Origin of the sequence: Brevundimonas viscosa, assembly GCF_900116065.1 — a bacterium.
GTDB classification, from domain to species: domain Bacteria; phylum Pseudomonadota; class Alphaproteobacteria; order Caulobacterales; family Caulobacteraceae; genus Brevundimonas; species Brevundimonas viscosa.
Genome location: NZ_FOZV01000001.1, coordinates 779219 through 799673 on the forward strand (window position 1 = coordinate 779219; position 20455 = coordinate 799673).

19 protein-coding genes are annotated in these 20455 nt (G+C 73.1%); 9 read left to right on the top strand and 10 right to left on the bottom strand.

Going from position 1 to position 20455, the window contains the following annotated elements; all coding sequences use genetic code 11:
* The first annotated feature begins 58 nt into the window (after positions 1 to 58).
* Positions 59 to 424 carry a hypothetical protein gene (locus BM333_RS03920; RefSeq protein WP_092307464.1) on the top strand — a complete coding sequence of 122 codons (366 nt, stop codon included), beginning with the start codon at positions 59 to 61 and terminating at the stop codon, positions 422 to 424.
* 12 nt (positions 425 to 436) lie between these two features.
* Here BM333_RS03920 and BM333_RS03925 read toward each other — a convergent pair whose 3' ends face one another.
* On the bottom strand, positions 437 to 946 hold the full coding sequence (locus BM333_RS03925) for a pyridoxamine 5'-phosphate oxidase family protein (protein WP_092307466.1): 510 nt from the start codon (positions 944 to 946) through the stop codon (positions 437 to 439).
* 61 nt (positions 947 to 1007) lie between these two features.
* A complete protein-coding gene (locus tag BM333_RS03930) occupies positions 1008 to 1214 on the bottom strand; it encodes a hypothetical protein (protein ID WP_092307468.1) in 207 nt (68 codons plus the stop codon).
* A gap of 215 nt (positions 1215 to 1429) precedes the next feature.
* Between BM333_RS03930 and BM333_RS03935 the strand changes: the two genes are divergently transcribed.
* The 3 genes from BM333_RS03935 (at position 1430) to BM333_RS03945 (ending at position 6038) form a co-directional block, all read left to right on the top strand.
* Positions 1430 to 4189 (top strand): SEL1-like repeat protein, encoded by a 2760-nt coding sequence (locus tag BM333_RS03935; RefSeq protein ID WP_245777133.1) that lies wholly within the window; start codon positions 1430 to 1432, stop codon positions 4187 to 4189.
* A gap of 119 nt (positions 4190 to 4308) precedes the next feature.
* Positions 4309 to 5232, top strand: a complete 924-nt coding sequence (locus tag BM333_RS03940; RefSeq protein ID WP_092307472.1) for a sulfite exporter TauE/SafE family protein — start codon at positions 4309 to 4311, stop codon at positions 5230 to 5232.
* The gene (locus BM333_RS03945; protein ID WP_092307474.1) at positions 5232 to 6038 is read left to right on the top strand and encodes a TIGR02186 family protein; all 807 of its coding nucleotides are present in this window, start codon (positions 5232 to 5234) and stop codon (positions 6036 to 6038) included. Before BM333_RS03940 ends, BM333_RS03945 begins: the two co-directional genes overlap by 1 nt.
* A gap of 3 nt (positions 6039 to 6041) precedes the next feature.
* Here the strand turns inward: BM333_RS03945 and hisC are convergent, their stop codons facing one another.
* The 3 genes from hisC to BM333_RS03960 are packed head-to-tail and all read right to left on the bottom strand — an operon-like array spanning position 6042 to position 8868.
* Positions 6042 to 7130 carry a histidinol-phosphate transaminase gene (hisC, locus tag BM333_RS03950; RefSeq protein ID WP_092307476.1) on the bottom strand — a complete coding sequence of 363 codons (1089 nt, stop codon included), beginning with the start codon at positions 7128 to 7130 and terminating at the stop codon, positions 6042 to 6044.
* An 8-nt stretch (positions 7131 to 7138) separates the two neighbouring features.
* The gene (locus BM333_RS03955; protein WP_092307478.1) at positions 7139 to 7822 is read right to left on the bottom strand and encodes a hypothetical protein; all 684 of its coding nucleotides are present in this window, start codon (positions 7820 to 7822) and stop codon (positions 7139 to 7141) included.
* Positions 7822 to 8868: a DUF2125 domain-containing protein gene (locus tag BM333_RS03960; RefSeq protein ID WP_092307479.1), complete on the bottom strand. Its 1047-nt coding sequence runs from the start codon at positions 8866 to 8868 to the stop codon at positions 7822 to 7824. Before BM333_RS03960 ends, BM333_RS03955 begins: the two co-directional genes overlap by 1 nt.
* Positions 8869 to 8979: 111 nt before the next feature.
* On the opposite strand from BM333_RS03960, the gene BM333_RS03965 reads away from it, so the two are divergent.
* Positions 8980 to 9414: a VOC family protein gene (locus BM333_RS03965; protein WP_092307481.1), complete on the top strand. Its 435-nt coding sequence runs from the start codon at positions 8980 to 8982 to the stop codon at positions 9412 to 9414.
* On the opposite strand, the gene BM333_RS03970 is transcribed toward BM333_RS03965, so the two are convergent.
* Positions 9415 to 12237 (bottom strand): ATP-dependent DNA helicase, encoded by a 2823-nt coding sequence (locus BM333_RS03970; protein WP_218151415.1) that lies wholly within the window; start codon positions 12235 to 12237, stop codon positions 9415 to 9417. It abuts the gene before it with no gap.
* A gap of 199 nt (positions 12238 to 12436) precedes the next feature.
* Between BM333_RS03970 and BM333_RS03975 the strand changes: the two genes are divergently transcribed.
* Both BM333_RS03975 and pdeM read left to right on the top strand, forming a co-directional pair.
* Positions 12437 to 14962, top strand: coding sequence for a ligase-associated DNA damage response DEXH box helicase (locus BM333_RS03975; protein ID WP_245777142.1), 2526 nt, complete (start codon positions 12437 to 12439; stop codon positions 14960 to 14962).
* 169 nt (positions 14963 to 15131) lie between these two features.
* A complete protein-coding gene (gene pdeM, locus BM333_RS03980) occupies positions 15132 to 15863 on the top strand; it encodes a ligase-associated DNA damage response endonuclease PdeM (protein ID WP_092307487.1) in 732 nt (243 codons plus the stop codon).
* Here the strand turns inward: pdeM and BM333_RS03985 are convergent, their stop codons facing one another.
* The 4 genes from BM333_RS03985 to BM333_RS04000 are packed head-to-tail and all read right to left on the bottom strand — an operon-like array spanning position 15864 to position 18830.
* Complete coding sequence (locus BM333_RS03985) at positions 15864 to 16592, bottom strand: lysophospholipid acyltransferase family protein (protein ID WP_092307489.1); 729 nt, start codon at positions 16590 to 16592, stop codon at positions 15864 to 15866.
* Between the two features lies 1 nt (position 16593).
* Positions 16594 to 17232 (bottom strand): YdcF family protein, encoded by a 639-nt coding sequence (locus tag BM333_RS03990; RefSeq protein ID WP_092307492.1) that lies wholly within the window; start codon positions 17230 to 17232, stop codon positions 16594 to 16596.
* 9 nt (positions 17233 to 17241) lie between these two features.
* Positions 17242 to 18123 (bottom strand): cell division FtsX domain-containing protein, encoded by an 882-nt coding sequence (locus BM333_RS03995; protein ID WP_092307494.1) that lies wholly within the window; start codon positions 18121 to 18123, stop codon positions 17242 to 17244.
* Positions 18120 to 18830: a cell division ATP-binding protein FtsE gene (locus BM333_RS04000; protein WP_092307496.1), complete on the bottom strand. Its 711-nt coding sequence runs from the start codon at positions 18828 to 18830 to the stop codon at positions 18120 to 18122. The genes BM333_RS03995 and BM333_RS04000 overlap by 4 nt, the downstream gene beginning before the upstream one ends.
* A 67-nt stretch (positions 18831 to 18897) precedes the next feature.
* Between BM333_RS04000 and BM333_RS04005 the strand changes: the two genes are divergently transcribed.
* Positions 18898 to 19851 carry an MJ0042-type zinc finger domain-containing protein gene (locus tag BM333_RS04005; RefSeq protein ID WP_092307498.1) on the top strand — a complete coding sequence of 318 codons (954 nt, stop codon included), beginning with the start codon at positions 18898 to 18900 and terminating at the stop codon, positions 19849 to 19851.
* Complete coding sequence (locus tag BM333_RS04010) at positions 19844 to 20377, top strand: phosphoribosyltransferase (protein WP_092307500.1); 534 nt, start codon at positions 19844 to 19846, stop codon at positions 20375 to 20377. The genes BM333_RS04005 and BM333_RS04010 overlap by 8 nt, the downstream gene beginning before the upstream one ends.
* Positions 20378 to 20455 lie beyond the last annotated feature (78 nt).

Sequence of the window (20455 nt, forward strand, 5' to 3'; positions counted from 1 at the left end):
CGTACTGCTTGCGAACCTCGTTCTGATCGCCGCTGCTCCCCCGCCAGGCGCGGAGGAGGTGCTGGCTCGCCTCGACCTGACTTCCTTCCCGAATTCGACCGGCCCGAGGCATCTGCAGGGTCCGGCGACGCCGGCGGCCGCGGGATTTTCCGAGGCCTCCTCCGGGGAGAACGGATGGGCGTTTCGCACCATCCCCGCGGACGGAACCGGCGGCGGCTGGCAGTTGGGTCTGCGCGTCCTCGAGACGAATGGCGAGGCGGTCGTGGTGTGCTTCACCGACATCGCCCGGAACGGCGGCAGCTACTTCGTGCAAACCGCGCTGACGCTGACCCCGACGGCAGACGGTTATACGGCCCGGTCGGGGCCGGAGAGGGCCGACTGCCCCGAATGGCGGCGCCGGTCCGACGCCGCCCCGCCGGCCTGATCCTCGAAGAGCTTACTGCAGGTTGACGTCCCGCACGCCGCCGGTGTCGGGCAGGGTGTCGGTGGCGTTCGCCTTGGCGATCTCGTAGGCGAACTTGAAGAAGCCGCCCTCATTGACCCAGATGCGGCCGTCGCCGGCGTCGAACTTGAGGATGGTCAGGTGCGGGTCGTCCTTGCCGTCCGGATACCAGGCGGCCAGCACCGGGTTCCAGTGGCGGTCGATGATCTCGCGGTCATGGCCGTGCACCGACAACTGGCCCTGGATGCAGGCCCAGACGTTCTGGTCCTTCGAGCCATAGTGGAACATGGCGTCCTGCCCGCCCGGCAAGGCGGCATCCTTGGCCAGGTCGGTGTCGTCGCGGGTGAAGAACCAGATCGTGCCGGTCTCCTCCTCGCGGAAGGCCGTCATCGGCTGGGCGTGATAGCCGGGCTGGTCGAGGCCCAGCATGCCGGTGTTGGATTTCTTCAGGCTGTCCCAGAAGGCCGTCTCGGCCTCGGCGGCGGTGAGGGTCGTGTCGCCCATGCGTCTTCTCCTGATCCTTGGGGTTCGGATCGGGAATGACCGCGGCTCGCAGGGGTTCCGCTCAGTAGGCCCGCTGCGGCACGCCGAGCAGCGCCCCGACGTGGATCAGCAGGACCAGCACCGCCGCCGCCGACAGCACCATGATCCACCGCCAGGGCATCATGCGCACCCCCTTCCGGGGATCCCATGGCCGCGCGCCGCGCCACCCGGCGAACACGGTCAGGGCGGCGGCGGCGGCGGTCGCGGCGAGGGTGGCGGGCAGGTCCATGGCGCGGAGGTGGTCCGGCGCGCCGGCGGACGCAAGCGCAAGCCTTGCCGGAGCGTTAATCTTTACCGCCCGTTAACCGACGCGGAGCGATCTCTGGGGTCAGTACGCGGGCTTTCCACAGGATGATGGCGAGACCCTACATCTTGGGGTTAACCGCGAGTTTACACCCCTGATCTGGGCGATTAGCGTCCAGCCAAAGGTCGGGAGGCGAATCAGTGAGCGCAGCCGCGCCGTGGAGCGTTAAGGGGATCGACCCCAAGGCTCGCGAGATCGCCAAGGACCTTGCGCGTCGATCCGGCATGACGCTGGGCGAATGGCTCAATTCCATGATCATGGAGGATGGCGACGAGGACGAGGGCTACACGCCCCTGCCGCGCCGTCCGCACGCCGTCGAATCGTTCGAGCGACGCGGCCGCAGTCGTCGGCTGGAGGACGCCTACGGCGCCGGGGACGAGGCCTGGCAGCGCCTGAGCGCCTCGGTCGACGCCATCGCGGCGCGCCTCGAGGCGGCGGAGCGTCGCTCGACCGTCGCCATCCAGGGGGTCGACCAGGCTGTCTCCGGCCTGCTGCGCCGGCTTGAGGCCCAGGACCAGGACGGACGGCAGCATGAGCGCCGCCTCGACGACATCGCCGAGGAGCTGCGCGAGGGCCACCGCCGGTTGCGCAAGTTCGAGCAGGAGGTCGGGCCGCGCACGGTCGAGACCTTCGGCAAGGTCGAATCCTCGATCGGGGCCCTTGCGAGCCGGCTCTACGATATCGAGGAGCGTCAGCGGACCGGCGTCAACGAGCTGCGCCAGCGCATGGACGCGGTCGAGAAGTCCGCCGGGCCGGGCGTCGGCAGCGATCTGCTGGCCCAGGTCAGCGCCCGGCTGGACCAGGCGCAGGCGCGGACCACCGAGGCCCTGCGCGGGCTGGAGCGCTCGTTCGCCGGACTGGACCAGCGGCTGCGCGCCGCCGAGGGCCGGATCGAACCGGAAGGCGCGCGCGAGGCCGCCCGCTTCGAGAAGCTGGCCGAGACCCTGAGCCGCCAGGTCGAGGCCAACCGGGCCGAGATGATGCGGCGGCTCGACACAGCTGAGGCCGAGAACCGTCTCGAACGCGTCGAGCGGGCGGTGCTGGCCATCGGCGAACAGGTCAGCACCTCGGAGAACCGCTCGGCCAAGGCGGTCGAGACGATGGGGCGGGAAGTCCTGCGCATCGCCGAGAACCTCAACGGCCGCGTCGGCCGCATCGAGAACGAGGGCGCGGCCCGGCTGGCGCAGCTGGGCGAGACGCTCACCCGCAAGGTCGAGGGCGACATCGGCCGGCTGGCGCAGGGGCTGGAGCAGCGGCTGGTCGCCGCCGACGACCGCCACGCCCTGGCGCTCGAGAAACTGGGCGGCGAGATCACCCGCATCTCGGACCGGCTGAGCGAGCGGATCGCACAATCCGAGCGCCGCTCGCAGCAGGCGCTGGAAGACATCGGCCGGCGGCTGGTCGACAGCTCCACCCGCATCGAGCAGCGCTATGATCGCGCTTCGGGCGAACTGGCCGAGCGCATGCGCCTGTCGGAGGAGCGGACGGCGGCGCTCATCGCCGAGGCGCGCGAGAACATCGAGCGCCGCGCCGCGCCGGCCAGAACTGAAGCTCCGGTCCCCGCGGCGGAGCCGGACTGGCGCGCCGCGGCCTTCCCGGACGCGGCTTTCCCGGACGCGAGCTTCGACGACCCCGCCTTCGCCGAGCAGCAGGCCTGGTCGGCCGAGTTGGCCCCGCCCGAGGCCGGGCCCGCCGCGGCGCCGGAAACGCCCGAGCTTCTCACCGCCGACACCGTGTTCGACGCGGTCATGCGCGGACCGCAAACGGCGACGGACGGGTCGCCGGTCGCGCCGCCGTTCGGGACTCGTGAGGCTGCTGCGGCTGCGCCCGCCGCGACGGCCGAGGAGCCGCGAAGCGGCGCGTCGGCGGCGCCTGCGGCGGCCCCCTTCGGACAGGCGGGCTTCGGGGGCGCCGACGTTTCCGACGCCTTGGCGGCCACCGCGCCCGAGGCCTTCGACCCCGCCGCCGACGAGTTCTCCGGCGAGACCGAGTTCGTCGACCCCCGCGCCCTGCGGGCGGCGGCCGCCCAGGGCCGCGCCGCCTCCACCCGGCAGGCCATCGACGCCGCCCGCGCGGCCATGACCCAGCCGGAGCCCGAGGCCCCGGGCCGCTCCGGCTTCGGCCTGAAGCGCGGCGGCAAGTCCCGGCTGCAGGAGCGACTGGACAAGCAGGCCGGCAAGGACGGCGGCACCGTGCGCAAGGCGCTGGGCGCCTCGGCCGTGGCGGTGGTCCTGACCGCGGGCGGCGCCCTGGCCTTCACCGAACTGACCGGGGCCGGCGTGTCGATCCCCGGCGCCCCGTCGACGACCCCGGCCGAGGAGATCCAGCCGATCGCGGCGCTCGCCGCGACGCCGGCCGACCTGGCGCGCGGGGCGGAGCTGTACGAGCAGGCCACGGCCATGCTGGACGCCGACGATCTCACCGGGGTCGACACCCTGCGTCAGGCTGCAGGCCTCGGCTACGCTCCGGCTCAACTGCATCTCGCCGGCCTCTACCAGGAAGGCGACCGCGGTCTGGCCACCGACCTCGTCGAGGCCCGCAACCTGACCCGCCGCGCCGCCGACAGCGGCGACGCGCGGGGGATGCACGCCTACGGCATGTACCTGTTCGACGGCGTCGGCGGGCCGCGCGACCGGTCCGAGGCCCTGACCTGGCTCCTGCGCGCCGCGGAGCGCGGCCTCGTCGACAGCCAGTACAATGTCGGTCGGCTTTACGAGACCGGAGACGAGGGCATCACGCCGGATCAGACCCAGGCCCTGAAGTGGTATCTGGTCGCGGCCCGCGCCGGCGATGGCGATGCGCAGGCGGCGGCCGAGCGCCTGCAGGCCGCGCTGCCGTCCGGCGAGCGGGAGCAGGCCCGGGCCGAGGCGGCGCGGTTCGCGGTCGAGCCCCTCGCCTGAGGCGCGACCCCCGGCGCTCCGCTGGCGCATCGGGTTGCGCATGCGGCCCGGGGCGTTCAGGACAGTTTCACCGTCGCCTCTCCGGCGCCTGACCTCCGTTCCAGCCGAAGGCGCGTCCTTTGGATATCTATCTGCCGATCGCCGAGGTTTCGGTGAACTGGCCGCTCCTGGTTCTGCTGGGGGCGGCGGTCGGATTCGTGTCCGGCCTGTTCGGCATCGGCGGCGGCTTCCTGATGGCCCCGATCCTGATCTTCCTGGGCATTCCGCCGTCGGTGGCCGTGGCCAGCCAGGCCAGCCACGTCGTGGCGTCCTCGACCTCGGGGGTGATCAGCTACGCGGGCCAGAAGGCGATCGACTTCCGCATCGGCGCGGTGATGGCCGGCGGCGGCATCCTCGGAGCCCTTCTGGGCGTGGAGCTGTTCCGTTACCTGCGCCTGCTCGGCCAGGCGGACCTCGCGGTGGCCCTGTCCTACCTGTTGTTCCTCGGCGCCATCGGGGTGCTGATGCTCTATGAGAGCCTCGGCCAGATCCTGCGCCGGGTGCGGGGGGAGGTGACGCCGCACAAGGAGCGCCGGCGGCCGCTGTGGCTTTACGGCCTGCCGCTGCGCATGCGCTTCCCGCGCTCGGGCCTCTACATCAGCGCCATCCCGCCCTTCGCGCTCGGAACCTTCGCCGGCGTGCTGTCGGCGATCATGGGGGTCGGCGGCGGCTTCATCCTCGTGCCGGCCATGCTCTACATCCTGCGCATGAAGGCGGGGGTGGTGGTCGGCACCAGCCTGTTCCAGATCATCGTCACCACCGCCATGACCACCATCCTCCAGGCGGGCCGCAACCAGACCGTCGACATCGTGCTGTCGACCATCCTGCTGCTCGGCGGGGTGGTCGGGGCCCAGTACGGCGCCCGGCTGTCCGGACGGTTCCGGGCCGAGGAGCTGCGGGCCGTGCTGGGCCTGATCGTCCTTCTGGTCGGCATCCAGATGGGGCTGGAGCTGTTCGTGCGTCCGTCCGAACTGTTCGCTCTCGCGCCGGGGGCGGTCGACTGATGCAGGTCCTTCCGCCCCCGCCGCCCGCCGTCACGGCGCCCGCCCCGGATCGCTCGGCGTCGACCGTCGACGAGGTGCGGGTCGCCGCCGCCCTCACCGACGCGCGGGTGATGGTCGACTCCGGCTTCCGCGGGGCCTCGATCGTCCTCTACGGCGCGGTGTTCAACCCGTCCGACACGCCCGCCGACGTGGTCGTGGTGGTGCGCGGCCCGGACGCCCCGGTCCGCCTGGTCAAGAAGACCCGCAACATGGGGGTGTGGCTGAACAGCCGGCCGGTGCTGTTCGAGGGGGCGCCCGGCTTCTACATGACCGCCTCGACGCGGCCGCTGGGAGACATCGCCGAGTTCGGCCAGTTGCGCCGGCTGGGCGTCGGCCTCGACCACCTGCGCATCAACGCGCCGGAGGAGAGCCGCACCGTCACCCGCTACGGGGTCAAGGACGTGGTGGTCAGCCGGCTGGGGGAGGACTACCTCGACTGGCGCCGCGCCGTGATCCGCCTGCGCGAGGCGGCGGCGCTGTACAACGGCGACCCCGACGGGGTGGAGTTCGTCGACGAGGGCCTGTTCCGCGCCGAGGTCGAACTGCCGACGGTGGCCCCGACCGGCAAGTATTTCGCCGAGGTCTGGCTGTTCCAGGAGGGCGAGCCGGTCTCGGTCTCGAACCTGACCCTGACCGTCGAGAAGGTCGGCCTGGAGCGCGACATCTACGAGTTCGCCCACCGCCGCCCCTGGAGCTACGGCATCCTTTGCGTGGTCCTCGCCGCCTTCACCGGCTGGGGGGCCAGCCGGGTGTTCCGGAGGGAGTAGGGGTCAGCTGGCCGCGAACTCGCTCAGCGCGTCGATCACGGCCCGGTTCTGGTCCTCGGTGCCGACGGTGATCCGCAGGCATTCGGGCAGGCCATAGCCGCCGACAGGGCGGACGATGACGCCCTTCGAGTTGAGGTAGTCGTTGGCGCGCGTGCACTGGTCGACGTCCTTGAACCGGACCAGCACGAAGTTGCCGGCGCTGGGCAGGACGTCGAAGCCGAAGCCGCGGATGGCCTGGGTCAGCCGCGGGCGCCATGTGTGGATCAGGTCGCGCGAGGCCTTCTGGTGAGCCTCGTCGCCGAGCGCCGCCACCGCCGCCTCGATGCCGGGGACGGAGACGTTGAACGGCAGGCGGATGCGATCGACCGTCTCGGCCACCTTCAGCGGGGCGTAGCCGAAGCCGATGCGCAGGCCGCCGAGGCCGTGAATCTTGGAGAAGGTGCGGGTGACGACGACGTTTTCGCTGTCGCGGGCCAGCGGGAAGCTGGTCTCCCAGTCCGGCTCGGTCACGTATTCGGCGTAGGCCTCGTCGATGACCAGCAGGACGTCGGGGCGCAGGGCCTCGTGCAGGCGGCGGATCTCCTCGCCGGTGTTGTAGCTGCCGGTCGGGTTCGACGGGCTGGAGACGTAGACGATGCGGGTGCGGTCATCGACCTGCTCAAGCAGGGCCGCCGGCGTCGCCTTGAACTCGGGCTCCGGAGCCAGCTTCACCGACGCCTGGTTGGCCAGGGCGCTGATGCGGTAGGCGAGGAAGCCGTACTGGCCGGTGACGATGTTGTCGCCCGGGGTCAGGTAGGTCTGGTTCAGGAGGGCGAAGACCTCGTCCGAGCCGTTGCCGAAGATCAGCCGCTCGGGCTCCAGCCCGTGATGGTCGGCGACCGCCTGGCGCAGCTTCGTCGCGCGCCCGTCAGGGTAGATGTGGATGTTGCGAACCGCCGCCTCATACGCCTCGCGGGCCTTCTCGCCGGCCCCGAGCATGTTCTCGTTGGAGGACAGCTTCATCGGCTCGGCGACGCCTTCGATCCGCGACTTGCCGCCGACGTAGGGCGCGATGTCGAGGATGCCGGGCTTGGGCGTCGGAAGGTCGGTCATGCGGGCTCTCAGAATACGGGGGCGGCGCCGATGACGCCGGTCAGGTCGCCGGGCGCGGATGCAAGCCGCCCGTCCTCCGCCTGCACATAGCCCGCCAGCACGAACAGCTTCAACCCGCCGGCGGCGAGGAGGGGGGCGGCGGCGAGGCCGGCGTCGGCCAGCATCGCCACGATGCGGGCGTCGGGCAGGGCGCTGTCGGTGGCCCAGAAGGTGCGGTCGTCGCCCGTGGGGCCGGGCGCGGCCTTCTGGACCATCAGCGCCCGCGGATGGCCGGCGCCGTGCTCCGGCAGGGCGGCGACGATGCGGAGCGCCGGCTCGGCCAGCAGTCGGCCCCACCAGGTCGAGGCGGCGGTCAGGTCCATCAGGGCGCGGGCCCCGTCGCGGACCGCCTGCAGCGCCGCCTCGGGCTTCGCGGCCAGTCTGGCGACGAGGCCGTAGCGGTCGGCTGCCAGCACCTGGCTGGCGGGGCCCCAGACCACCAGCGGCGGACCGCCGGCGGCGTCTATCCGGCCCAGCACCGCCCGGGCGGCGGCGAGCTCGGCCGGGGACAGGCCGGCGAGGACGGCGCGCAGGGCGATGGCGTCGGCGTCCGGCGTTTCGCGGGGGCCGGCGGCGACCCGGGCCCGCACGGCCTCGACCACGGCCCGGTCCAGCGCCAGCCGGGCCTCGTCCGGCGGCGGCTCGCGCAGCATCAGAACAGCTTCGGCGCGGGGGCGAGGGCGAACGGCCCCAGCCAGGTGCGGCCGTTCTCGAAGCGGATGACGAGGTCGACGGGACGATCTCCGGCGGCGGTCGCGGCGGCGGCGGCTCCGGCGGCGCCGACGCGATCGACCGCCCCCGAGCGCGCGCCGGCCAGTCCGGCGACGGCGTCCATCGGCCGCTCGGCCCGCAGCGAGACCTCGCCTGCCAGCCGCCCGTCCGGCCCGGCGGACAGCATGGCGCTCTCCACCCGGGCGCGGCTTTCGCCGGCAGACAGCTCGCCGCGCACGTCGACCAGTCGGCCGCCGGCTTCCGTCCAGCTGGCGAGGAGGCCGGCGGCGTCGACGGCGTTCAGCCGGCTGGCGGCGACGACGGTCGCCTCCACCTCGGCGGTCAGCCGGCCCTCGCGGGTGGCCGCTTCCACAGGCCCGTCGCGCCGCCCGCGCGCGTCGATCAGGCGGAACAGCACATCCATCTCGTCGGTCCGCGCGACGCCGTCGGTCAGGTGCGGACGGGTGTAGAGCTCGATCCGCTCCGCCGAGGCGATGGGGAAGGGGTCGGCGTCGCGATGCGGGGTGAACACCGGCTCCACGGCCTGCAGCCGCAGGTCCGGGAAGCGCGACCGGAGCTGGCTGACGCTGAGCCGCAGCGCTTGCGCGCGCACGCCCATCCTTCCCTTGTCCGCGCGGTCGACGGTCAGGCCGTCGGGCGCCACCACCACCCAGCGGTCCGGATTCCAGGCGTTGGCTTCGGCGACCAGTTCGGGGGCGGCGACGCCGTGGCCCGAGGGGGCGGTCACCTGCACGTGCGGGATCGACACCCGCGCCCGGAACGGCCAGCCGGTGGTGGTCACGGGCGCGTGCTCGATGGTCCAGCCGTCCTCGACGAGGGCCTCGGCCTGGGCGGCGAGGCGCGCCTCGACCTGTTGCGCCAGGTAGAACCACCAGCCCGTCCACGCCGCCAGGAGCAGGCCGACGATCAGGAACGGCCACAGCAGGCCGCGGCGGGGATGGCGGTAGGGGGTATCGGCTTGCGTCATGGGGGCTCCGGCGCCAGGCGCATTCGGGATAGGATCAGATCCGGACCCGAGGCAAGCGGGGAACGCCGCCGCGCAGGGTCCGTTCGGATTCGCCGCTCCGGGAGACGCCCCATGGAAGTCCAGTCGCTGCATCGCGGTCGCCTGATCGACCATCTCCAGCTTGTGGTGCGCGACCTCGCCGCCAGCCGCCGCTTCTACGAGGCCGTGTTCGGCTCGCTCGATATCCCGATCGGCGGCGAGGGCGAGACCTGGTTCTGGGCCGACGAACTGTTCGTCTCCACTGCCGACAGCGAGGCCGCGCTGGGCGAGCTGACCGGTCGCTGTCACCTGGCTTTCCAGGCGCGGGACCGGGCCATGGTCGAGTCCTTTCACCGGGCCGGACTGGCCGCCGGCGGGCGCGACAACGGCGCGCCGGGCGAGCGGCCCTACCATCCCGGCTACTACGCCGCCTTCCTGCTGGACCCGGACGGCAACAACATCGAGGCGGTGTTCCACGGGGCGGCGGAGCGCTCGGCGGCGAGCGTCGAGATCACCTTCGAGGCCTGATCAGGCGAGAAATTCGCCGACCATCTCCACCGCCTCGGCCAGTCCCATGCGCTGAACCTCGGTCCCGGGCGGCAGACTGGCGAACAGGCGGGTGGGGGTGGCCGCGTCGAGCATGACGAACACCCCCTTGTCGTCGGCGCGACGGATCAGCCGGCCGAAAGCCTGGGCCATGCGGGCGCGGGCCAGGGCGTCGTCCCAGGCCCGCGCCTGGGGCCCGCCGCCGAAGCGCTCGCGCCGCGCCTTGTGCAGCAGGTCCGGCCGCGGCCACGGCGCCCGGTCGAAGGCGAGGATGCGCAGCGACCGCCCCGGCACATCGACCCCGTCGCGCACCGCATCGGTGCCCAGCAGGCAGCTGTCCTGCTCGGCCCGGAACACATCGACCAGCGCCCCGACCTCCAGCGGATCGACATGCTGGGCGTAGAGCGGGATGCCCGACTTCGCCAGGTCCGGTCCCAGCCGTTCGTAGACCGCCTTCAGTCGCCGGATGGCGGTGAACAGGCCCAAGCCCCCGCCGCCGGCGGCTAGGAACAGCTCGCGCATCGCCGCCGCGGTCTGCCGCGGGTCGTCCTTGATCAGGTCGTTGACCACGATGACGCGACTGTTGGCGGCGTAGTCGAAGGGGCTCTCGACCTTCAGGGTCCGCGCCGGCTCGATCAGCCGGGCGGCTCCGGTGCGCAGGCGGGCGAGGTCGAAGGGATCGTCCGACAGCGGGTCGGACAGGGTCGCCGAGGTGACCAGCACGCCATGGGCCGGCATCACCACCGCCGCCTCCAGCGGCACGGTGGGGTCGATCCAGTGCCGGCGCAGGGCCACGTCCATGATCCGCCCGAAGGCGGCCTCGGCCGACAGCCAGTCGACGAAGTCGGGGTCCGGTTCGTCGCCGCCGGCGTCCAGCGCCGCCAGCATGGAGCGCCAGCCCGGCAGGGTCATGCGCGCCCGCCGGTCGAGGCCGCGCAGGGCGCCCTCGATCCGCGCCCGGGCCGAACCGTCCAGCTCGCCGGCCTCGTCGTCGAGGATGTCCTCGAGATAGCGGGACAGGGCCAGCAGCGGCGCCTCGATCGCGGCCAGCGCCTGGGCCGCCTCGCGCGCCGCCTCCCGCACCGGGTCGGTGGCCGGACGCAGGGCGCACTCCATGCCGAACTCCACGCCGCCGCCCGAGGCGTTCTCGCTGGTGCGCGCGCGCAACTGCTCGAGCGCGGCCAGCAGGAAGCGCTCGACCGGCCCGACCGGATTGACCTCGCCCGAGGCCGGCGCGATGCGGCCCGAGACGCCCTCGCCCGGCAACTGGGCGGCGGCGCGGACGGCGTCCTGCAGCGCCTTCGAGGCCGCCTCGTTGTCGGCGCACAGGTCTCCGAGCCGGTGCTCCAGCCCCCGGCCGCGCCGGGCGCGCCCCTCAGGTCCGCGGATCCAGCGGCGCAGTTCGGCCGCCTCCTGTCCCGAGAGGCAGGCGGAAAAGGCGCTGTCGGCCGCGTCGAACAGGTGGTGGCCCTCGTCGAAGACGATGCGCTTCAGCGCCGCCGTCTCGCCGTCCTGCTTGAGCCCTCGCGCCGAACGGGCGCCGTCGAAGGCGGCCTGCGTCATGACCAGCGCATGGTTGGCGACCACCAGGTCGGCGCGGCGACTGGCGCGGATAGTCTTCTCGACGAAACAGGTGCGGTAGTGCGGGCAGGCGGCGTGGACGCACTCGCCACGACGGTCGACCAGGTTGGCCGGACTGGCCTGCTGCGACGGCGGAGTGGCGAACAGGCCGGGCAGCCAGCCGGGATAGTCGCCGCCGGTCATGTCGCCGTCGCGGCTGTGCAGGGCCCAGCGGCTGGCCAGCCCCATGCCGACGAGGTCGCCGTTGCCCAGCTGCGCCGCCTGCACCATCTCCTGCAGGTTCAGCAGGCACAGATAGTTCTCGCGCCCCTTGCGGACCACGGCCTTCCGCTTGCGCTCCTTCGGGTCGGGCCACAGGCTGGCGATCTCGCGGTCGATCTGGCGCTGCAGGGCGCGGGTGTAGGTCGACACCCAGGCGGCGCCCTGGTTGCGTTCGGCCCACAGGCTGGCGGGGGCGAGGTAGCCGAGGGTCTTGCCGGTGCCGGTGCCCGCCTCGGCCAGCAGCATGCGCGGCCGGCCCTCCTCATTGCGAGGCGAGAAGGCGAAGGCGGCCTCGGCGGCGTAGTCGCTCTGGGTCGGGCGGGTCTCGTCGAGGCCGGAGGCCTGCAGCAGCTTCTCCAGCCGGATGCGGGCGCTCTCGGAGTCGACGGGGGCCGAGCCGGCCTCGCCGCGCGGCGCCTCGTCCTCCCATTCCGGCAGGCGGGCCCAGGCGTCCAGTCCGCTGCCGCGATGGCGGCGCTCGCGCACCGGCTGGTGCTGCAGGGCGCCGAGCACGCGCCAGCCCCAGCTCCATCCGGCCCGGCCCAGCGTCTCGGCGAGCATCACGGCGTCCTCGCGGTTGGGATAGTCCGGCGCCGCCAGTTCCGTCAGCAGCCGCGCAGCCGCCGCGCGCAAGGCCTCGGCCTGGGCCTCGGCGCCCTTGGGTTCGGCCATGCCCATCGCCAGCGCCAGCCCCGCCGCCGAGGGGGCGCAGAAGCGCGCCGGCCGCGCGAAGGCGAACAGCTCCAGCACGTCCAGCAGTTCCGGCGAGCGGGGCGGCGGCGCGAGACCCAGCCGCCGGGCGGTCAGGCTGGCGTGGGCGACCATCACGTCCCCGCCGGTGAACAACCCCTCCGCCGCGCCGCGCCCGATCTTCCGGGCGCCATCGCCGTCGGCGACCGCGCCCGCGCCCGGCGGCACGGCCAGCGCCGGCGGCAGGGCCAGCCACGGTTCGGCGCCGGTCAGGACGGCGGCGGCGGTGAGGGAGTCGACGGACACGGTCGACAGATAACCGCTTCGCGGGTGAAACGGAACGGGAACATGCTATAGGCGATGCGTGACGCCCGCCGCCGCCCCCGCAACGCTTCCGCCCCCGGCCCTTCCGCCCCTGTTCGCCGACTGGTTCGCGCGGCGCGGCTGGGCGCCCCGCCGGCACCAGCTGGAGATGATCGCCGCCGCCGAGGCCGGATCGCACGCCCTGCTCGTCGCGCCGACCGGCGGCGGCAAGACGCTGGCGGGATTTCTGCCGTCGCTGATCGAGCTGGCCGAGCGAGGCCCCAAGCCGGAGACGGGGCCGGGGTCGGGGGTGCACACCCTCTACCTGTCGCCGCTCAAGGCCCTGACCACCGACGTCGAGCGCAACCTGATGACCCCGATCCGCGAGATCGGGCTGAACATCCACGTCGAGAGCCGCACCGGCGACACCAAGCAGTCGAAGCGCCAGCGCCAGCGCGAGTTTCCGCCGGACATCCTGCTGACCACGCCAGAGCAGCTGGCGCTGTTCTGCGCCTGGGAAGGGGCGGCGGCGTATTTCGCCGACCTGAAGTGCGTCGTGCTGGACGAGGTCCACGCCATCTGGAGCGGCAAGCGGGGTGATCTGTTGTCGCTCGGGCTGGGCCGGCTGCAGGCCTTCTCGCCGGGGATGCGCCGGGTGGCGCTGAGCGCGACGGTGGACGACCCGGGGATGATCGCGGAGTGGCTGCGGCCGGGGCCTATTCCTCCCCCGCGGGGGGAGGGGGACCGCGAAGCGGTGGAGGGGGCCGGTCCGAGGCTCCCCCCTCACCATGCTTCGCATGGTCCCCTCCCCCCTGCGGGGGGAGAACGGGTTCGGGTCGTCCTTGGCGACCCCGGCGCGCCCGCCGTCGTCGATGTGCTGGTCTCCGAAGGCAAGGTGCCGTGGGCGGGCCATACCGGTCTGCACGCCCTGCCGGAGGTCTATGAGATCATCCGTCGCGCCGGCATGGCGCTGATCTTCGTCAACACCCGCTGGCAGGCCGAGTTCGTGTTCCAGTCGCTGTGGGCGATGAACGAGGACGACCTGCCCATCGGCCTGCACCATGGCTCGCTCGCCGCCGAGCAGCGGCGCAAGGTCGAGGCGGCGATGGCGCGCGGCGACCTCAGGGCCGTGGTCTGCACCTCGACGCTGGACCTCGGCATCGACTGGGGCGACGTCGACCTGGTGATCCAGCTGGCCGCGCCGCGCGGGGCCAGCCGGCTGGTGCAGCGCATCGGCCGCGCCAACCATCGGCTGGACGAGCCCAGCCGCGCCCTGATGGTCCCGGCCAGCCGTTTCGAGATGCTGGAATGCCAGGCGGCGCGGGAGGCGGTGGCCGAAAACGCCTTCGACTGGGAGCCGATCCACATCGGCACCCTCGACACCCTGGCCCAGCACGTCATGGGCGTGGCCTGCGCCGGGCCGTTCCGGCTCGATGATCTGTACACGGAGGTTTGCGGCTGCGGTCCCTATCGCAGCCTCTCATGGGAGAGTTTCGAGGAGGTGGTCGACCTGGTCGCCACCGGCGGCTATGCGCTCCGCACCTACGACCGCTTCGCCCGCATCGTCCGGGACCGCGAGGGCCGCTGGAAGGTGCGCAACGCCCAGATCGCCCAGCGCCACCGCATGAACGTGGGGGCCATCGTCTCGGCCGCCACCCTCAACGTCCGCGTCGCCTCGCGCCGGGGCCAGAGACTGACCGGCGGGCGCAAGATCGGCGAGGTCGAGGAGAGCTATTTCGAGCCGCTGACGCCCGGCGACACCTTCGTCTACGCCGGCCAGGTCTGGGCCTTCCAGGGCATCGCCGGCATGGACGCCTTGGTCATGCCAGCCCACGACAGCGACCCGAAGATTCCGTCATGGGGCGGCTCGAAATTCCCCATCTCCGTCTCCCTCGCCGGGCGGGTGCGGCGGATGATCGAGGATCGCGACCACTGGCGCGTCCTCCCGCCCGACGTACAGGAATGGCTGGAGCTGCAGGAGGCGCGCTCGGCCATCCCGCAGGCCGGCGACATGCTGGTCGAGACCTTCCCGCGCGGCGACCGCCATTTCCTCGTCGCCTACCCATTCGAGGGCTCCATCGCCCACACGACGCTCGCCATGCTGCTGACCCGCCGGCTGGACCGGCTGGGCGTCGGCCCGCTGGGCTTCGTCTGCACCGACTATTCGCTGGCCATCTGGTCGATCCGGCCGATGCACGGGCTGGACCTCGACGCCCTGTTCGAGCCCGACCTGCTCGGCGACGACCTCGAGGCCTGGCTGGAAGAGAGCTTCATGATGAAGCGTTCGTTCCGCAATTGCGCCCTCATCTCGGGCTTGATCGAGCGCCGCCAGCCGGGGGCCGAGAAGACCGGCCGGCAGGTGACCTTCTCGACCGACCTGATCTACGACGTGCTCCGCCGCCACCAGCCCGACCACCTGCTGCTCCGCACCGCCCGCGCCGACGCCGCCTCGGGCCTGCTCGACGTCGCCCGGCTGGGCCAGCTGCTGACCCGCATCCGGGGCCATGTGCGGCACGCGCGGCTGGACAAGCCCTCGCCGTTCAGCGTGCCGGTGCTGGTCCAGATCGGCCGCGAGCGCGTCGGCGGCGAGGCGGCCGAGATGATCCTCGCCGCCCACGCCGAGGACTTCGCACTGGAGACGCTCGTCGCCGAGGTCATGGCCGACGCCCCGCCGGAACTGGAGGGCGCGCGATGAGCCTGTTTTCACCTCTCCTTCCCCCCTCGCGGGGGAAGGTGGCTCGCGGAGCGAGACGGATGGGGGGGCTGCCGGCCTCACGCCCGCCGTTAGCCAGCCCGCGGGCTGAACCATACCCCCCATCCGACCGGCTCCGCCGGCCACCTTCCCCCGCAAGGGGGGAAGGATCATGAACGCGCAGCTGCGCGAGGCGCTGGCCCCGGTCAGGCGCGGCTGCGGCGGGCTTAAGGTGCGGGTCAACGGCGAGGCCTGCGTGCTGCGCTGCTCGGGCGCCCTGTGGGTTGAGGCCGAACGGACCCTGATCGCCTCGGACCTGCACCTCGAGAAGGGCTCCGCCTTCGCCGTCCGCGGCCAGATGCTGCCGCCCTACGACAGCCCCGCGACGATCGCCAAGCTCGAGGCGGAGATCGAGGCGCTGGACCCCGCCCGCGTCGTCCTCCTCGGCGACAGCTTCCACGACTCCAAGGCCGTCGACCGCCTCAACGACGCCGACCGCACCCGCCTCGACCGCCTCGCCGCCGGCCGCGACTGGATCTGGCTGGAGGGCAACCACGACCTCAAGGCGCTGGCGGGCGCGCTCGACCTGCTCACCGGCCGTGTGGTCACCACCCTGCAGCTCGGCGCCCTGCGCCTCATCCACGAACCGCAGCCCGGCGACCGGCCCGGAGAGGTCGCCGGCCACCTTCACCCCGCCGCCCGCGTCGTGGCCTGGGGCCGCGGCGTGCGCCGCCCCTGCTTCGTCACCGACGGCCGCCGCCTGCTGATGCCCGCCTTCGGCGCCTTCACCGGCGGCCTCGACGTCCGCGATCCCGCCGTGGCCGGCCTGTTCGAGACCCCGCCCATGGCCGCGGCGCTGGGCCGGGACAGGGTGCACGCGCTGGCGTGGGAGGCGTTGCGGTAGTCAGGACAGATGGGTCAGGTCGGGGGCGGGCAGCAGCGCCGCCGACGCCCCCTCGATCTTCCCCTCCAGCTGGCTCATGAACTCCGGCCGTTTCAGTCCCGCCGGGACCGGCGCGAGGAACTCGAACGCCACCGTCCCCGGGTAACGCCGGAACCCGTGGGCCGGCCAGTGCACGCCGGAGTTGGTGGCCACCGGCCAGCACGGGCCGTCGAGATCCCGGTAGATGGCGGCGACGCCGGGCTTGTAGTCGGGGACGGCGCCCGGTTCGGTGCGGGTCCCTTCCGGGAAGATCACCACCTGGCGGCCCTGCTGCACCCGCTCGCGGGCGGTGCGGACCATGTCCTTGAGCGCCTTCGAGCCGGCCGAGCGGTCGACCGGGATCATCCTGGTCTTCCAGGCGAACCAGCCGAAGAAGGGCAGGACCATCAGCTCCTTCTTCATCACCATGCAGGGGTCGTCGAGGACGACGAAGGGGATGATGACGTCGAGCATGCCCTGATGCTTGGCGGCCACCAGGGCGGGGCCGGCGGGCCGGTGCTCGAGGCCGCGGAACTCGACCCGGACGCCGCAGATCCAGCGCAGGCCGAACAGCACGAACTTCGCCCACCAGCGGATCACCGTCATCGCCGCCCGGTGCGGCATCAGCAGGGCCGGCGACAGGCCGACCGCGAAGATGGCCATCGACAGGTAGAGCCAGGTCGTGAAGACCAGCGAACGCACGGTGGTCACGTCAGGCGGCCTTCTCTTCCGGCGCGGTTTCGACCGGGGCGTCCCCGGTCGGCGCCTCGCCGGACACCCGGCCGAAGGCGGCGCGGCCGAGAGCGGCGAGGTACTTCATGTACTCCAGCGTCATCCGCCGGGCGGTCACCGCCGCCCGCCACCAGCGCGAATTGTCCAGCGACGGCGTCTCCACCGCGTAGGGGGTCAGTTCGACCCCCGGCGCCGCGGCGCGGATCTCGGTCAGGGCGCGCGGCATGTGGTAGTCGGAGGTGACCACGATCAGACTGTCGTAGTTCTTGGCCTCGGCCCAGGCGGCGATCTCCTGGGCGTTGCCGATGGTGTCCTCGGCCTCGAAACCGAGGTCGACGCAGCAGTTGAACAGCTTGTTCGAACCGGGAGTCAGCGCGCGCAGCTCCTGGCGGCGCACCTCGCGGTTGACGCCCGAGATCAGCACCCGGTCGCCCTTGTCCTGTTCGAGCAGGCGGATGGCGGCGTTGACGCGTTCGGCCGACGGGCCGGTCAGGGCCACGATGGCGTCGGCGCGCGCCGGCGCCTCGGCGGGCGTGTAGCCACGCACCCGCTCGGCGAAGGCGAACAGGCCGATCAGCCAGATCAGCGCCAGAATGGCGATGAAGGTTAGGAACTTCATGCCTTTAACCTAGTCGTGCCCCCGCAGCCGCGCCAGCGCCGTCAACCGCGCCGCGAGCAACGCCACCGTAGCGGCGAGCGCCGGACATGACGAGAGGATCAGCACGTCGCTCCACACGACCGGCAGGGCGGGCGTGATCCCGTCGCTGCCGCCGAGGAAGCGAAGCAGGGACAGGGCCGCCATGGCCGCGAGCGCGCCGGCGGCTCCGGCCCCGGCGGCCAGCAGCCCGTAGCGACGCTGGTAGAGGCCGGCGATCCGGATGTCGGAAGCCCCGTTCAGGCTGAGGATGGAGATCACGCCCGCCTGGGCCGCCATGCCGGCGCGGGTGGCGTAGACCACCGCCGCCGCGGCCGCTCCCGCCGTCAACAGGAAGGCCGCGCCGGCGAGGACGGTGATCAGGCCGGCCGAGCGCTCGACCTCGGCGCGCCACAGGCTGTGGTCGTCGACGGTGGCGTCGACGCCCGCTTCCGCCAGCGCCCGGCTGAGGCTGACGGCGCTGGCCGGCTGGTCGCGATCCAGCCGCACCACGACGAGGTAGGGCAGGGGCAGGTCCGGCAGCACCGCCTCGCCCAGCCAGGGGCGCAGCAGAGCCTCGGCCGCCTCGCGATCCAGCGCCTCCGCTTCGTCGACGCCGGTTACGCCGGCGAGGGTCTCGGCCGCGCGCGCCGCCGCGGTGGCGCCGCTTTCGCCGACCCGGGGGCGGACCTGGACGGTGGCTTCCGCGCCGAGGCTGCGCGCCCAGCCGTGGGCAGCGCGGTCGGCCGCCAGCGCCCCCGCCGCCGCCAGGCAGGCGAGGAAGCAGAGCGCGGCGATCACCGCCGCGAGCCAAGGCTCGCCGCCGGCCTCGCGCGGCAGGATCGGCGCGCGGCGTCCGGACAGCCGCCCGATCATGCCTGCGCCCCCCGGATGCGGCCGCCGTCGAGCCTGAGCACCGCCGCGCCGGACCGCGCCGCCAGCGCCTCGTCGTGGCTGGCGATCAGCACCGTGGCGCCGAGCCGGTTCAGCGACTGGAACAGCTTCAGAAGGCGCGCCGCCATGTCCGCGTCGACGTTGCCGGTCGGCTCGTCGGCGACGATCAGCTCGGGGCCGGCGATCACCGCCCGGGCGATGGCCAGCCGTTGCTTCTCGCCGCCCGAGAGGGCCGGCGGGCAGGTCTGCGCCCGGTCGCCCAGGCCGACCCATTCGAGCATCTCGGTCACGTTCCCGGCGTAGGCCGCCGGCCGCGCTCCGGCCAGCCGCAGGGGCAGGGCGACGTTGTCGAAGGCGCTCATGTGGTCAAGCAGACGGAAATCCTGGAACACCACGCCCATCCGTCGGCGGAAGGTCGGCAAGGTCCCGCGGGGCGCGTCGCCGGCGTCCTCGCCGAACAGCCAGAGCGCGCCGCGCGTCGGGCGGGCCGCGAGGGTCAACAGCTTCAGCAGCGTCGACTTGCCCGCCCCGGAGTGTCCGGTAAGGAAGTGGAAAGAGCCACGCGGCAAAGTGAGGTTAACGTCCCGCAGCACCTCGGGCCCGTGGCCATAGCCGAAGCCGACGCCGTCGAGGCGGACGGTGTCGGGCGAGGCGGCGGCGTCGGCGGCGCGGCGGGGCTGGACGGGCATCGATTTCTGGGTTGCACGCGGCATGCGCCGCGACGGGAGGGGGCGAAGAGCCTCGCAGTCAGCGCACATGATACTGACCTGCCCGTCCTGCGCCACCAGCTATTTCGCGCCCGACGACGCGATCGGGCCGCACGGCCGCACTGTCCGCTGCAAATCCTGCAAGCACACCTGGCGCGCCAGTCTCGACGAGCCGCTGGAGCTGTCGGCGACCGCCACCGGCCAGCCCGGGGAGACGCCGCCCCGCGACGAGCCCGCGCCGGAATCCCTGGCCGAGACCCCCGCCCCCGAACTGCCGCGCGCCTTCCGCGCCCGCGCCGAGCAACAGCGCCGCCTGCGTCGCGCCGCCGCCCACGGCGCCGTCTGGGCCGGCCTGGCCTCGGCCTTCGCCCTGCTCCTCGCCGCCGCCTGGCTGTTCCGGGTCGAGGTGGTCGAGATGGCGCCGCGCACCGCGGCGGCCTACGCCGCCGTCGGCCTGACGGTGAACCCCACCGGCCTCGACTTCGAGGCGGTCAGCGCCCGGCCCCTGCCCACCGACCCGGGCCGGATCCTCGTTTCGGGCGCCCTGCGCAACGTCCGCGAGGACGAGCGCGTCGCGCCGCCGGTGCGGGTGGCGCTGCTGGACGCCCACGGGGCCGAGATCGGCCACGCCGTGGTGCGCATCGAGGCCGCCCCGGTGCTGCCCGGCAAGGTCCAGGGCTTCGCCGCCGTGATCCCGGATCCGGGCGCCCGCGCCCAGGGCATCGGCGTCGATTTCCTGCTCGAGACGACGCCGGCGCCCGCCTCGCCGCGCCCGGCTGTCGCGGCGCCCCGACGCGAGCCGCCGGCTCCCGCGCCTCCGGCGACGCAGGGCGAGCCCGTCGCCGCCCGCCCCCTGCCGGTCGCGACCTCCGGCCACGCCGGGCTGCGGCCGGCGATGGCGTCCGGGGCCGCCCGCGCCGATCTGCGGCCGGTCGATGCGACGCCGTTGACCGAGGCCCTCGACACCGAAGGCCCCGGGGCGGTATCGCCGGGGCATGGCTGACGCGCACCCCACGCCCACCGTCCTGCTGCCCGAGGCCGAGGTCCTGCGCATCGTCGACGAACTCGCCGCCCGGATCGCGCCGGCGATCGACGACGACACCGTCGCCGCCGTCCTGCTCACCGGCGGCCTGTGGTTCGCCGCCGACCTGACCCGCGCCCTCGCCCGCCGGGGACGCCACGTCCGCTTCGACGCCCTGTGGCTGGCCTCCTACGGCGACGCGCAGACCAGCCGCGGCCGGATCGACGTCTATGCCGACTTCCAGCGCCCGATCGAGGGCCGGCGCGTGCTGATCATCGACGACGTATTCGACACCGGCCTGTCGCTGGCCGAGGCGGTGCGCATCGCCAGGGAGAAGGGGGCGGCGGAGGTTCTCACCGTCGTTTTCGCCCGCAAGCCCCGGCCGAAGCCGCGCGCGCCCGAACCCGACTTCGTCGGCTGGGAAGCGCCCAACCGCTTCCTCGTCGGCTACGGGCTGGACCACGCGGGCGCCCTGCGGGGGCTGCCGGACGTGTGCGCGCTGGATTGAGCGCTGCGCGCGGTGACCGGTGGCTGGTGACTGGTGATTGGTGATTGAACTCAAGGCTGATCGGGGGAAGCACCAACC